The 12,588-nt window shown below is 41.0% G+C and carries 16 protein-coding genes, 1 pseudogene and 1 other annotated feature; of the genes and pseudogenes, 16 read left to right on the top strand and 1 reads right to left on the bottom strand.

The annotated features are described in order from the left end of the window. Nucleotides 1–106: 106 nt before the first annotated feature. The 9 genes from QM959_RS07545 to QM959_RS07505 all read left to right on the top strand — a co-directional run bounded on the left by QM959_RS07545 (nt 107) and on the right by QM959_RS07505 (nt 6,020). On the top strand, nt 107–295 hold the full coding sequence (locus QM959_RS07545; RefSeq protein ID WP_414372462.1) for a hypothetical protein: 189 nt from the start codon (nt 107–109) through the stop codon (nt 293–295). Nucleotides 296–327: 32 nt separating this feature from the next. After that, nucleotides 328–921, top strand: a complete 594-nt coding sequence (locus tag QM959_RS07540; protein WP_414372460.1) for an ATP-binding cassette domain-containing protein — start codon at nt 328–330, stop codon at nt 919–921. Continuing rightward, a complete protein-coding gene (locus QM959_RS07535) occupies nt 918–2,102 on the top strand; it encodes a hypothetical protein (RefSeq protein WP_414372459.1) in 1,185 nt (394 codons plus the stop codon). Before QM959_RS07540 ends, QM959_RS07535 begins: the two co-directional genes overlap by 4 nt. 159 nt (nt 2,103–2,261) lie before the next feature. Then, nucleotides 2,262–2,393 (top strand) — a sequence feature (ribosomal protein L20 leader region). 15 nt (nt 2,394–2,408) lie between these two features. Beyond that, the gene (gene infC, locus QM959_RS07530) at nt 2,409–2,939 is read left to right on the top strand and encodes a translation initiation factor IF-3 (protein WP_000848180.1); all 531 of its coding nucleotides are present in this window, start codon (nt 2,409–2,411) and stop codon (nt 2,937–2,939) included. Nucleotides 2,940–2,971: 32 nt separating this feature from the next. Beyond that, entirely contained in the window at nt 2,972–3,172 is a 201-nt protein-coding gene (gene rpmI, locus QM959_RS07525) for a 50S ribosomal protein L35 (protein ID WP_001125941.1), read from the top strand. 51 nt (nt 3,173–3,223) lie between these two features. Then, a complete protein-coding gene (rplT, locus tag QM959_RS07520) occupies nt 3,224–3,583 on the top strand; it encodes a 50S ribosomal protein L20 (protein WP_000124834.1) in 360 nt (119 codons plus the stop codon). 58 nt (nt 3,584–3,641) lie between these two features. Beyond that, nucleotides 3,642–4,022 carry a VOC family protein gene (locus tag QM959_RS07515; protein ID WP_000157153.1) on the top strand — a complete coding sequence of 127 codons (381 nt, stop codon included), beginning with the start codon at nt 3,642–3,644 and terminating at the stop codon, nt 4,020–4,022. A 248-nt stretch (nt 4,023–4,270) separates the two neighbouring features. Beyond that, nucleotides 4,271–5,071, top strand: a complete 801-nt coding sequence (locus tag QM959_RS07510) for a dihydroorotate dehydrogenase electron transfer subunit (RefSeq protein WP_414372457.1) — start codon at nt 4,271–4,273, stop codon at nt 5,069–5,071. Beyond that, on the top strand, nt 5,034–6,020 hold the full coding sequence (locus QM959_RS07505) for a dihydroorotate dehydrogenase (protein WP_414372455.1): 987 nt from the start codon (nt 5,034–5,036) through the stop codon (nt 6,018–6,020). Before QM959_RS07510 ends, QM959_RS07505 begins: the two co-directional genes overlap by 38 nt. A 176-nt stretch (nt 6,021–6,196) precedes the next feature. On the opposite strand, the gene pavA is transcribed toward QM959_RS07505, so the two are convergent. Further along, nucleotides 6,197–7,852 carry an Rqc2 family fibronectin-binding protein PavA gene (pavA, locus tag QM959_RS07500; protein WP_414372453.1) on the bottom strand — a complete coding sequence of 552 codons (1,656 nt, stop codon included), beginning with the start codon at nt 7,850–7,852 and terminating at the stop codon, nt 6,197–6,199. A gap of 104 nt (nt 7,853–7,956) precedes the next feature. Between pavA and ybeY the strand changes: the two genes are divergently transcribed. The 7 genes and pseudogenes from ybeY (at nt 7,957) to rpmG (ending at nt 12,559) form a co-directional block, all read left to right on the top strand. Next, nucleotides 7,957–8,454: an rRNA maturation RNase YbeY gene (ybeY, locus tag QM959_RS07495; RefSeq protein WP_000275156.1), complete on the top strand. Its 498-nt coding sequence runs from the start codon at nt 7,957–7,959 to the stop codon at nt 8,452–8,454. Then, a complete protein-coding gene (locus QM959_RS07490; RefSeq protein ID WP_000378166.1) occupies nt 8,435–8,830 on the top strand; it encodes a diacylglycerol kinase family protein in 396 nt (131 codons plus the stop codon). Before ybeY ends, QM959_RS07490 begins: the two co-directional genes overlap by 20 nt. Nucleotides 8,831–8,847: 17 nt before the next feature. After that, nucleotides 8,848–9,747, top strand: a complete 900-nt coding sequence (gene era / locus QM959_RS07485) for a GTPase Era (protein ID WP_414372451.1) — start codon at nt 8,848–8,850, stop codon at nt 9,745–9,747. Between the two features lie 48 nt (nt 9,748–9,795). Beyond that, nucleotides 9,796–10,620, top strand: a complete 825-nt coding sequence (mutM, locus tag QM959_RS07480) for a DNA-formamidopyrimidine glycosylase (RefSeq protein WP_414372449.1) — start codon at nt 9,796–9,798, stop codon at nt 10,618–10,620. Then, nucleotides 10,620–11,225, top strand: coding sequence for a dephospho-CoA kinase (coaE, locus tag QM959_RS07475; RefSeq protein WP_414372447.1), 606 nt, complete (start codon nt 10,620–10,622; stop codon nt 11,223–11,225). Before mutM ends, coaE begins: the two co-directional genes overlap by 1 nt. Next, nucleotides 11,212–12,410 (top strand): annotated as a pseudogene (locus tag QM959_RS07470) (multidrug efflux MFS transporter). Before coaE ends, QM959_RS07470 begins: the two are co-directional and overlap by 14 nt. Next, nucleotides 12,410–12,559, top strand: coding sequence for a 50S ribosomal protein L33 (rpmG, locus tag QM959_RS07465; RefSeq protein ID WP_001809104.1), 150 nt, complete (start codon nt 12,410–12,412; stop codon nt 12,557–12,559). The pseudogene QM959_RS07470 and the gene rpmG overlap by 1 nt, the downstream one beginning before the upstream one ends. The last annotated feature ends 29 nt before the right edge of the window (nt 12,560–12,588 follow it).

Genomic DNA, 12,588 nt, shown 5'->3' with positions numbered 1-12,588 from the left:
GAAAGCGTATTCGATATTGATAATATAAAACCATTAAAAATTAGCAAAAACCGTTTAATTAGTTAGTTTATGATCTATTGGTCTTTTTCAGTCCAGTGTATCTGCTGTGACAGTCACTAAGAGTTATCGGTATGATTGGAACACTGTTTGGGAATATAGTACCAACTATCACGACCATCAATATGCTTGGATTCCGTCATGGTCTCGTTATGACAGCTACAGTGAATATAAAGTTGGTTCTGGCTGGAATTACGATCGTTATGAGGTCATAAACTACTATACTGGAGGATATTAATAGTTAAACATTTAGAAGAAGGAGAGTTTGATATGTTAAGGCTTACTCATGTTACCTTAAAAACGCGACAAGTCATCTTACAAGATGTAGATTTCACCTTTAAAAAAGGCAGGATTTATGGAGTTCTTGCTATCAATGGATCTGGAAAGACGACCCTGTTCCGAGCTATTAGCAACTTAATTCCCATAAGTAGTGGACATATCGCAGCCCCTCCTTCTTTATTTTATTATGAAAGTGTTGAATGGCTGGATGGAAACTTAAGTGGGATGGACTACCTTCGTCTCATAAAGAACATCTGGAAATCAGACCTGAACCTAAGGGATGAAATAGCTTACTGGGAAATGTCTGATTATATCAGCCTTCCCATTCGCAAGTATTCCTTAGGCATGAAGCAACGCTTGGTGATTGCCATGTATTTTCTCAGTCAGGCGAAATGTTGGCTCATGGATGAGATAACAAATGGCTTAGATGAGTATTATCGACAGAAGTTTTTTGATAGGCTGGCACAAATCGATAGAAAAGAACAGCTGGTTCTTTTGAGTTCCCACTACAAAGAGGAGTTAGTGGAGATTTGCGATAGCATCGTAACCATTCATCAAGGTCAGATAGATGAGGTTCCGTTATGAAAGATATTAGCCTATTTTTATTAAAGAAAGTTTTCAAAAGTCGTTTAAACTGGATTATCTTAGCTTTATTTGTATCTGTACTCGGTGTCACCTTTTATTTAAATAGTCAGACTGCAAACTCACACAGCTTGGAGAGCAGGTTGGAAAGTCCTATTACAGCCAACGAGAGAGCTATCAATGAAAATGAAGAGAAGCTCTCCCAAATGTCTGACACCAGCTCGGAGGAATACCAGATTGCTAAAAATGATTTAGAATTGCAAAAAAATCTTTTGACGCAAAAGAAAGAAATTCTGGCTTTGTTAAAAGAAGGGCGCTGGAAAGAAGCCTACTATTTGCAGTGGCAAGATGAAGAGAAGAATTATGAATTTGTATCAAATGACCCGAACTCTAACTCTGAATTAAAAATGGGGGTTGACCGCGAACGGAAGATTTACCAAGCCCTGTATCCCTTGAACATAAAAGCACATACTTTGGAGTTTCCGACCCACGGAATTGATCAGATTGTCTGGATTTTAGAGGCTATCATCCCAACCTTGTTTGTAGTTGCTATTATTTTTATGCTAACACAACTTTTTGCAGAAAGATATCAAAATCATCTGGACACAGCTCAGTTATATCCTTTTTCAAAAGTGACATTTGCCATGTCCTCTCTTGGAGTTGGGGTGAGCTATGTAACGGTGCTGTTTATTGGAATCTGTGGTTTTTCTTTCCTAGTGGGAAGCCTGATAAGTGGTTTTGGACAGTTAGATTATCCCTACCCGATATATAGCTTAACGAATCAAGAGGTAACTATTGGAAAGATACAAGATGTATTATTTCCTGGCTTGTTATTAGCTTTCTTATCCTTTATCGTCATTGTGGAAGTCGTCTACTTGATTGCTTACTTTTTCAAGCAAAAAATGCCTGTCCTCTTTCTTTCACTCATTGGAATTGTTGGCTTGTTGTTTGGTATCCAAACGATTCAGCCTCTTCAAAGGATTGCACATCTGATTCCCTTTACTTACTTGCGTTCAGTAGAGATTTTATCTGGAAGATTACCTAAACAGATTGATAATGTCAATCTGAATTGGAGCATGGGAATGGTCTTACTTCCTTGCCTGATTATCCTTTTGTTAGTGGGGATTCTATTTATCGAAAGATGGGGAAGTTCACAGAAAAAAGAAGTTTTTAATAGATCCTAGCTTTCCTATAGGGAAAATAAGTAAAAACTAACATAGAGAGGGAATCACCTTGGTTCTCTCTTTTTGATGCGGAAACCAAGACAAAATACAAACACAAACTTTTCAAAAAATAACTTTTTATCTTGACAAGGGCTAGAAAACTTGGTATTATATAAAAGTTGAGAAAAGCAGAAGTGAGAGCTTCTCGCCTTGTGACATTAAGTTGCCTGGCCCTACGGATGAAAAGTTTCTAAGAAACGCTATCATAACGTGCGGGCTTGTATATTTACGAGTCCGCTATTGTTTTTCTCTAATAAAACAAAAGAGGTGAAAACCATAGCAAAGCAAGACTTATTCATCAATGATGAGATTCGTGTACGTGAAGTTCGCTTGATTGGTCTTGAAGGAGAACAGCTAGGCATCAAGCCACTCAGTGAAGCGCAAGCTTTGGCTGATAACGCTAATGTTGACCTAGTATTGATTCAACCCCAAGCCAAACCGCCTGTTGCAAAAATTATGGACTACGGTAAGTTCAAATTTGAGTACCAGAAGAAGCAAAAAGAACAACGAAAAAAACAAAGTGTTGTTACTGTGAAAGAAGTTCGTCTAAGTCCAACGATTGACAAGGGTGACTTTGATACAAAACTTCGCAATGCACGCAAATTCCTTGAAAAAGGAAATAAAGTTAAGGTATCTATTCGCTTTAAGGGTCGTATGATTACCCATAAAGAGATTGGTGCAAAAGTTTTAGCCGAGTTTGCTGAAGCAACTCAAGATATTGCAATCATCGAACAACGTGCTAAAATGGATGGACGTCAAATGTTCATGCAATTGGCGCCAGCGACTGACAAAAAATAATTGTCAGAAAGTTAAATAAAGGAGAAAAAATCATGCCAAAACAAAAAACACACCGCGCATCAGCTAAACGTTTCAAACGTACAGGTTCTGGTGGACTTAAACGTTTCCGTGCTTACACTTCTCACCGTTTCCACGGAAAAACTAAGAAACAACGTCGTCATCTTCGTAAAGCATCTATGGTGCATGCAGGAGATTACAAACGTATCAAAGCAATGCTTACTCGCTTAAAATAATAGCTTGACTGTAAGTAAACAATTCTAGGAAATATTTGGAGGAAATAAAACATGGCACGTGTTAAAGGTGGCGTTGTATCACGCAAACGTCGTAAACGTATTCTTAAATTAGCAAAAGGTTACTATGGAGCTAAACACATCTTGTTCCGTACTGCAAAAGAACAAGTAATGAACTCTTACTACTATGCATACCGTGACCGTCGTCAGAAAAAACGTGACTTCCGCAAATTGTGGATCACTCGTATCAACGCGGCAGCTCGTATGAACGGACTTTCATACTCACAATTGATGCATGGTTTGAAATTGGCTGAGATCGAAGTTAACCGTAAAATGCTTGCTGACTTGGCTGTTAACGATGCAGCAGCTTTCACAGCTCTTGCAGATGCAGCTAAAGCAAAACTTGGTAAATAATAACAGATAAGACTGGAACAGGATTGTCCCAGTCTTTTTAAAAATAAAGGAGAAAAAAATGGCTTCAAAAATGCTACACACTTGCTTGCGAGTAGAAAATCTTGAAAAATCAATCGCATTTTATCAAGATGCTTTTGGATTTAAAGAATTGCGTCGCAGAGATTTTCCAGACCATGCCTTCACGATTGTCTATTTAGGACTTGAAGGTGACGATTATGAGTTGGAGTTGACTTATAACTACGATCACGGTCCTTATGTGGTTGGAGATGGGTTTGCCCATATCGCCCTCAGTACACCTGATCTTGAGGCGCTTCATCAAGAGCACAGTGCAAAAGGCTATGAAGTGACTGAGCCAAATGGTCTACCAGGAACTGCACCTAACTATTACTTTGTCAAAGACCCTGATGGCTACAAGGTCGAAGTCATTCGTGAAAAATAATCTCGTGAAGTCAAGTAGAATGTTCGTTTTCTACTTGACTTTTTTTAGCTGAAAGAGTATACTAATAAAAATTTAACCTTTAAGGGGAGTCCAGAGAGACTCACAAGGTGTCAGATAAAAGAATAGTGCAATTTTCTAGAGGAGACTTTTTGAGTGTGCTCTCTTGTGTTGTACGATTTTAACTGAGGCCTTGCACTAGCAAGGTCTTTTCTTTGTCTGGTCCCCTTAAAATTTAAGGAGGAAAAGTCATGAATCCCACATGTAAGAAACGTTTGGGTGCAATTCGATTGGAAACCATGAAGGTGGTAGCACAGGAGGAAATCGCACCAGCAATTTTTGAATTAGTCCTAGAAGGAGAAATGGTTGAAGCTATGCGAGCAGGCCAATTTCTCCATTTGCGTGTGCCTGATGACGCCCATCTTTTGCGTCGTCCTATTTCAATTTCATCGATTGATAAAGTTAACAAGCAGTGTCATCTCATTTATCGGATTGAGGGAGCTGGGACCGCTATTTTTTCAACATTAAGTCAGGGAGATACTCTTGATGTGATGGGACCTCAGGGAAATGGTTTTGACTTGTCTGCCCTAGATGAGCAGAGCCAGGTTCTCCTTGTTGGTGGGGGGATTGGTGTTCCGCCCTTGCTTGAAGTAGCCAAGGAATTGCATGCGCGTGGTGTGAAAGTAGTGATAGTTCTCGGTTTTGCGACTAAGGATGCTGTTATTTTAGAGACGGAATTAGCTCAATATGGTCAAGTCTTTGTAACGACAGATGATGGTTCTTATGGTATAAAGGGAAATGTTTCCGTTGTTATCAAGGATTTAGACAATCAATTTGATGCTGTTTACTCATGTGGGGCGCCTGGAATGATGAAGTATATCAATCAAACCTTTTATGACCACCCAAGAGCCTATTTATCTCTGGAATCTCGTATGGCTTGTGGGATGGGGGCTTGCTATGCCTGTGTCCTAAAAGTACCAGAAAGCGAGACGGTCAGCCAACGCGTCTGTGAAGATGGCCCTGTTTTCCTCACAGGAACAGTTGTATTATAAGGAGAAAATCATGACTACAAATCGTTTACAAGTTTCTATACCTGGCTTGGATTTGAAAAATCCGATTATTCCAGCATCAGGCTGTTTTGGTTTTGGTCAAGAGTATGCCAAGTACTATGATTTAGACCTTTTAGGTTCTATTATGATCAAAGCGACAACCCTTGAACCACGCTTTGGCAATCCAACTCCAAGGGTGGCAGAAACACCTGCTGGCATGCTCAATGCAATCGGTTTGCAAAATCCTGGTTTGGAAGTTGTTTTGGCCGAAAAGCTACCTTGGTTGGAAAGAGAGTATCCAAATCTTCCTATTATCGCCAATGTAGCTGGTTTTTCAAAACAAGAGTATGCAGTTGTTTCTAGTGGTATTTCCAAGGCAGCTAATGTGAAGGCTATCGAGCTCAATATTTCTTGCCCTAACGTAGATCACTGTAATCATGGACTCTTGATTGGTCAAGACCCTGATCTGGCTTATGATGTGGTGAAAGCAGCTGTGGAAGCCTCTGATGTACCAGTTTATGTCAAACTAACTCCTAGTGTGACCGATATCGTTACTGTCGCAAAGGCAGCAGAGGATGCAGGAGCAAGTGGTTTGACTATGATTAATACTCTAGTTGGAATGCGCTTTGACCTCAAAACTAGAAAACCAATCTTGGCCAATGGAACAGGTGGAATGTCTGGTCCAGCAGTCTTTCCAGTAGCCCTCAAACTCATCCGCCAAGTAGCTCAAACAACAGATCTGCCTATCATTGGAATGGGAGGAGTGGATTCGGCTGAAGCTGCCCTAGAAATGTATCTGGCTGGAGCATCGGCTATTGGAGTTGGAACAGCCAACTTTACCAATCCATATGCCTGTCCTGATATCATCGAAAATCTACTAAAGGTTATGGATAAATATGGCATCAGCAGTCTAGAAAATCTACGCAAGGAAGTAAAAGAGTCTCTGAGATAAACTGCAATTAATCTGTGCTTGATGAACAAAGTTGTCAAGGAAGTAAGTTATAGTTGATTGAATCTAGAATAGTACGCTGTGACTGCTAAAACATTTCTAGAAATTAATTTGACTTTCCTAATTGATTTGTTTATATCTTATTGCAATCTACTATAAAAATCCTGATTTCAAGTAAATCAGGATTTTTTCATGGATGCGATTTTTTCTGGATCTGGTGTGACACGGAGGGTCTTTTGTCCTGTATAGGTCACAAAACCCGGCTTTCCACCAGTTGGTTTGTTGAGTTTTTTGACTTCAATCATATCTACTTGAACCAGATTTGACAGGCGACCTTGAGAGAAGTAGGCGGCCAACTCTGCTGCGTCTGTCTTGACTTCATCAGATGGGTCAAGATTGCCTGAGATGACAACATGGCTTCCAGGAATGTCCTTGGCATGGAACCAAAGTTCTTCCTTGCGAGCCATTTTAAAGGTTAGTTCTTCATTTTGCAGGTTATTGCGTCCGACATAGATGATGGTTTTGCCATCACTAGCTAGATACTGTTCTGGTTTTTTACGTTTCTGGATTTTTTCTCGCTGTCTTCTGCGGATAAAACCTGTTTGGATCAATTCTTCACGGATTTCAGCGATTTCTTCTAGTCCAGCTTGGTTGAGGACGGTCTCCACACTTTCCAGATAGAGAATGGTTGCCTTGGTTTCTTCAATCAGATCAGTCAAGTATTTGACAGCTTCTTTTAGTTTCTGATAACGTTTAAAATAGCGTTGGGCATTCTGGTTGGGAGTCAAGGCCTTATCAAGCGCAATGGTGATAGGTTGGTTGGTGTAGTAGTTGTCTAGGATAACCTGGTCTTGGTCGTTAGGCACTTGATGGAGGAAGGTTGTCAGCAATTCTCCTTTTTGGCGAAATTCTTCAGCATTGTCTGTCGCTAGTAACTCTTTTTCTTGTTTTTTCAGCTTATGTCGGTTTTTCTGAAGTTCATTTTCAACACGGCGAATGAGTTCACTGGCTTGCTGTTTGACGCGGTCACGTTCAGCCTTATCATTATAGTAGGTGTCCAACAAATCAGAAAGACTGGCAAATGGCTCTCCCACTTGATTTGCAAAAGGAACTGGACTGAAGGAAGTCTCAGTCAAGCAAGGATTGGTTTCTTGATTGAAAAAGGTACGGAAAGTGGATAGTTTATCACTAACCAGAATGTTTTCCAATTCATTTGCCGTATCACGTCCCAGACCTTGAAAAAGGTTTTGAAGGTTTTTAGCTGTGGTTTCTTGTGTTTGTAGGATTTCAAAGAGTTTTTCATCCTTGATAGTAAAAGGATTGAGAGATTCCGTACTTGGTGGAGCGATGTAGGTCGATCCAGGAAGCAAGGTGCGGTAACTATTTTGTGAAAAACCGACGTGTTTAATGACTTCGAGGATTTTATGGCTACTTTTATCGACTAGTAGAATATTGCTGTGTTTACCCATGATTTCGATAATCAAGGTAGCCTGAATATGATCCCCAATCTCGTTTTTATTGGAAACTGTGATTTCCACAATACGGTCATTTTCAATCTGCTCGATCGATTCAATCAGGGCCCCCTGCAAATACTTTCTCAAAACCATGATAAAGGTAGAAGGCTGGGCTGGGTTTTCAAAAGTTGTTTGGGTCAGCTGAATGCGTCCAAAAACTGGATGGGCAGAAAGGAGCAGGCGATGGCTTTGGCGATTGCTGCGAATTTGCAAGACCAATTCTTGTTCAAAAGGTTGATTGATTTTCTGAATGCGCCCATTCACTAACTCTCTTCGCAATTCCTCAACCATGTGGTGTAAAAAAAATCCGTCAAATGACATCGTTCTCTCCTTGTGATTGTATTCCATAGTATTATATCAAAAAGGTAGAATAAAATCATGGAAATGTGGTATAATAAAGCCAAGTAAAGAGAAACGAGAAGCACATGTATATTGAAATGGTAGATGAAACTGGCCAAGTTTCAAAAGAAATGTTGCAACAAACCCAAGAAATTTTGGAATTTGCAGCCCAAAAATTAGGCAAAGAAGACAAGGAGATGGCAGTTACCTTTGTGACCAATGAGCGTAGCCATGAACTCAATCTGGAGTACCGTGATACAGACCGCCCGACAGATGTCATCAGCCTTGAATATAAGCCAGAGTTGGAAATTGCCTTTGACGAGGAAGATTTACTTGAAAATCCAGAATTGGCAGAGATGATGTCTGAGTTTGATGCCTATATTGGGGAACTGTTCATTTCTATTGATAAGGCTCATGAGCAGGCCGAGGAATATGGCCACAGCTTTGAGCGTGAGATGGGCTTCTTGGCAGTACACGGCTTTTTACATATCAATGGCTATGATCACTACACTCCAGAAGAAGAAGCGGAGATGTTCGGTTTACAAGAAGAAATTTTGACAGCCTATGGACTCACAAGACAATAAACGAAAATGGAAAAATCGTGACCTGATATCTAGTTTAGAATTTGCTCTCACAGGAATTTTTACTGCCATCAAGGAAGAACGCAATATGCGAAAACATGCAGTGACGGCTCTAGTAGTCATCCTTGCAGGTTTTGTTTTTCAAGTGTCACGAATCGAATGGCTCTTTCTCCTATTGAGCATTTTCTTGGTAGTAGCCTTTGAAATTATTAACTCTGCTATCGAAAATGTGGTGGATTTGGCCAGTCACTATCACTTTTCTATGCTGGCTAAAAATGCCAAGGATATGGCAGCTGGCGCGGTATTAGTGGTCTCTCTTTTCGCGGCCTTAACAGGCGCATTGATTTTTCTCCCACGAATCTGGGATCTACTATTTTAAACAGATAAGAGGAAATTATGACATTTAAATCAGGCTTTGTAGCCATTTTAGGACGTCCCAATGTTGGGAAGTCAACTTTTTTGAATCACGTAATGGGACAAAAGATTGCCATTATGAGTGATAAGGCGCAGACAACGCGCAATAAAATCATGGGAATTTATACAACCGATAAGGAGCAGATTGTCTTTATCGACACTCCAGGGATTCACAAGCCTAAGACAGCGCTCGGAGATTTTATGGTAGAGTCTGCCTATAGCACCCTTCGTGAAGTGGACACCGTACTTTTCATGGTGCCAGCAGATGAGGCTCGAGGTAAGGGTGATGATATGATTATCGAGCGTCTTAAAGCTGCTAAAGTTCCTGTAATTTTGGTGGTCAATAAGATTGACAAGGTTCATCCAGACCAGCTCTTGGCTCAAATTGATGATTTCCGTAATCAGATGGATTTCAAGGAAATTGTTCCGATTTCAGCCCTTCAGGGAAATAATGTTTCTCGTCTAATCGATATTCTCAGTGAAAATTTGGAAGAAGGTTTCCAATATTTCCCAGCCGATCAAATCACAGACCATCCAGAGCGTTTCTTGGTTTCTGAGATGATTCGTGAAAAGGTCCTACACTTAACTCGTGAAGAAATTCCACACTCAGTTGCAGTAGTGGTGGACTCTATGAAAAGAGACGAGGATACAGACAAGGTTCATATCCGAGCAACTATTATGGTCGAACGTGACAGCCAAAAAGGGATTATCATCGGTAAAGGTGGCGCTATGCTTAAGAAAATTGGTAGCATGGCCCGTCGTGATATTGAACTTATGCTAGGAGATAAGGTCTTCCTAGAAACCTGGGTCAAGGTCAAGAAAAACTGGCGCGATAAAAAGCTAGATTTGGCTGACTTTGGCTATAATGAAAAAGAATACTAAGTAGAGGTGGGCTCATGCCTGCTTCTTGTTTTTACAGAAGGAGGACTTATGCCGGAATTACCTGAGGTTGAAACCGTTCGACGTGGCTTGGAAAAATTGATTTTGGGAAAGAAGATTTCGAGTGTAGAAATTCGCTATCCCAAGATGATTAAGACAGATTTGGACGAGTTTCAAAAGGAGGTGCCTGGTCAGATTGTTGAGTCAATGGGACGTCGTGGCAAATATTTACTTTTCTACCTGACAGATAAGATCTTGATTTCCCATTTGCGGATGGAGGGAAAGTATTTTTACTATCCAGACCAAGTACCTGAACGCAAGCATGCCCATGTTTTCTCTCAGTTTGAAGATGGTGGCACGCTTGTTTATGAGGATGTTCGCAAGTTTGGTACTATGGAACTCTTGGTTCCTGACCTTTTGGAAGCCTACTTTATTTCTAAAAAACTAGGGCCTGAACCAAGCGAACAAGACTTTGATTTGCCGGTCTTTCAAGTTGCTCTAGCTAAGTCTAAAAAGCCTATCAAATCCCATCTCCTAGACCAAACCTTGGTAGCTGGACTTGGCAATATCTATGTGGATGAGGTTCTCTGGCGAGCTCAGGTTCATCCGGCTAGACCTTCCCAGACTTTGACAGCAGTAGAAGCGACAGCTATTCATGACCAGACCATTGCTGTATTGGGACAGGCTGTTGAAAAAGGTGGTTCCACCATCCGAACTTATACCAATGCCTTTGGAGAAGATGGAACCATGCAGGATTTTCACCAAGTCTATGACAAGGCTGGTCAAGAATGTTCACGTTGTGGCACCATCATTGAGAAAATCCAACTAGGTGGACGAGGCACCCATTTTTGTCCTCAGTGCCAAAGGAGGAATTGATGGGAAAAATCATTGGAATCACTGGGGGAATTGCCTCTGGTAAGTCAACCGTGACAAATTTTCTAAGAAAGCAAGGCTTTCAAGTAGTGGATGCCGACGCAGTCGTCCACCAACTACAGAAACCTGGTGGTCGTCTGTTTGAAGCTCTAGTACAGCACTTTGGGAAAGAAATCATCCGTGAAAATGGAGAACTCAATCGCCCTCTCCTAGCTAGTCTTATCTTTTCAAATCCTGAAGAACGAGAATGGTCTAAGCAAATCCAAGGAGAGATTATCCGTGAGGAACTAGCTACATTAAGAGACCAATTGGCTCAGACAGAAGAGATTTTCTTCATGGATATTCCCCTACTTTTTGAGCAGGACTACGTCTCTTGGTTTGATGAGACTTGGTTGGTCTATGTGGACCGAGATGTCCAAGTAGAACGCTTAATGAAAAGGGACCACTTGTCCAAAGATGAAGCTGAATTTCGTCTGGCAGCCCAGTGGCCTTTAGAGAAAAAGAAAGATTTGGCCAGCCATGTTCTAGATAACAATGGCAGTCGTGATCAGCTTCTTACTCAGGTGTTCTCCCTGCTTGAGGGAGGTAAGCAAGATGACAGAGATTAACTGGAAGGATAATCTGCGCATTGCCTGGTTTGGTAATTTTCTGACAGGAGCCAGTATTTCTTTGGTTGTGCCTTTTATGCCTATCTTTGTGGAAAATCTAGGTGTAGGGAGTGAGCAAGTCGCTTTTTATGCAGGCTTAGCTATTTCTGTCTCTGCTATTTCTGCGGCGCTCTTTTCTCCTATCTGGGGTATTTTTGCTGATAAATACGGTCGAAAACCCATGATGATTCGTGCTGGTCTGGCCATGACTATCACTATGGGAGGCTTGGCCTTTGTGCCAAATATCTATTGGTTAATCTTTCTTCGTTTACTGAATGGTGTATTTGCGGGTTTTGTTCCCAATGCAACGGCCTTGATAGCCAGTCAGGTTCCCAAGGAGAAATCAGGCTCTGCCTTAGGTACTTTGTCTACAGGCGTAGTTGCAGGTACTCTAACTGGTCCTTTTATTGGTGGCTTATCGCAGAATTATTTGGTATTCGTACAGTTTTCTTAATGGTTGGTAGTTTTCTGTTTTTAGCTGCTATTTTGTCTATTTGCTTTATCAAGGAAGATTTTCAACCAGTAGCCAAGGAAAAGGCCATCCCAACAAAGGAATTATTTACATCAGTTAAATATCCCTATCTTTTGGTCAACCTCTTTCTGACCAGTTTTGTCATCCAATTTTCAGCCCAATCAATCGGCCCTATCCTAGCTCTGTATGTACGCGACTTAGGCCAAACAGAGAATCTTCTTTTTGTCTCTGGTTTGATTGTATCCAGTATGGGCTTTTCCAGTATGATGAGTGCAGGAGTTATGGGAAAGCTAGGTGACAAGGTAGGCAATCATCGCCTCTTGGTTGTAGCCCAGCTTTATTCAGTCATCATCTATCTCCTCTGTGCCAATGCCTCTAGTCCCCTTCAACTAGGACTATATCGATTCCTCTTTGGCTTGGGAACCGGTGCCTTGATACCAGGGGTTAATGCCCTTCTTAGCAAAATGACTCCAAAATCCGGAATTTCAAGGATTTTTGCCTTCAACCAAGTCTTTTTTTACCTCGGTGGAGTGATTGGCCCCATGGCGGGATCCGCAGTTGCAGGATATTTGGGCTACCATGCAGTCTTCTATGCGACAAGTCTTTGTGTTGCCTTTAGTTGTCTCTTTAACCTGCTTCAATTTCGAACATTATTAAAAGTAAAGGAAATCTAGTGCGAGTAAAAATTAATCTCAAATGCTCCTCTTGTGGCAGTATCAATTACCTAACCAGTAAAAATTCTAAAACCCATCCAGACAAGATTGAGGTTTTAAAGTATTGTCCCAAGGAAAGAAAAGTAACCCTACATCTTGAATCTAAGTAGATTTTATGGTAAAATAATAGGGATTTTAA

Source organism: Streptococcus mitis (assembly GCF_047459985.1).
Lineage (GTDB): Bacteria > Bacillota > Bacilli > Lactobacillales > Streptococcaceae > Streptococcus > Streptococcus mitis_DZ.
The sequence above is the reverse complement of the archived record's forward strand: the minus strand, read 5'-3'. Positions and strand labels throughout refer to the sequence as shown.

Coding starts and splice junctions, on each gene's coding strand:
- QM959_RS07540 (WP_414372460.1), top strand. CDS start 328: ATGTTAAGGCTTACTCATGTTACCTTAAAAACGCGACAAGTCATCTTA.
- QM959_RS07535 (WP_414372459.1), top strand. CDS start 918: ATGAAAGATATTAGCCTATTTTTATTAAAGAAAGTTTTCAAAAGTCGT.
- rpmI (WP_001125941.1), top strand. CDS start 2,972: ATGCCAAAACAAAAAACACACCGCGCATCAGCTAAACGTTTCAAACGT.
- rplT (WP_000124834.1), top strand. CDS start 3,224: ATGGCACGTGTTAAAGGTGGCGTTGTATCACGCAAACGTCGTAAACGT.
- QM959_RS07515 (WP_000157153.1), top strand. CDS start 3,642: ATGGCTTCAAAAATGCTACACACTTGCTTGCGAGTAGAAAATCTTGAA.
- QM959_RS07510 (WP_414372457.1), top strand. CDS start 4,271: ATGAATCCCACATGTAAGAAACGTTTGGGTGCAATTCGATTGGAAACC.
- QM959_RS07505 (WP_414372455.1), top strand. CDS start 5,034: ATGGCCCTGTTTTCCTCACAGGAACAGTTGTATTATAAGGAGAAAATC.
- pavA (WP_414372453.1), bottom strand. CDS start 7,852: ATGTCATTTGACGGATTTTTTTTACACCACATGGTTGAGGAATTGCGA.
- ybeY (WP_000275156.1), top strand. CDS start 7,957: ATGTATATTGAAATGGTAGATGAAACTGGCCAAGTTTCAAAAGAAATG.
- QM959_RS07490 (WP_000378166.1), top strand. CDS start 8,435: ATGGACTCACAAGACAATAAACGAAAATGGAAAAATCGTGACCTGATA.
- era (WP_414372451.1), top strand. CDS start 8,848: ATGACATTTAAATCAGGCTTTGTAGCCATTTTAGGACGTCCCAATGTT.
- mutM (WP_414372449.1), top strand. CDS start 9,796: ATGCCGGAATTACCTGAGGTTGAAACCGTTCGACGTGGCTTGGAAAAA.
- coaE (WP_414372447.1), top strand. CDS start 10,620: ATGGGAAAAATCATTGGAATCACTGGGGGAATTGCCTCTGGTAAGTCA.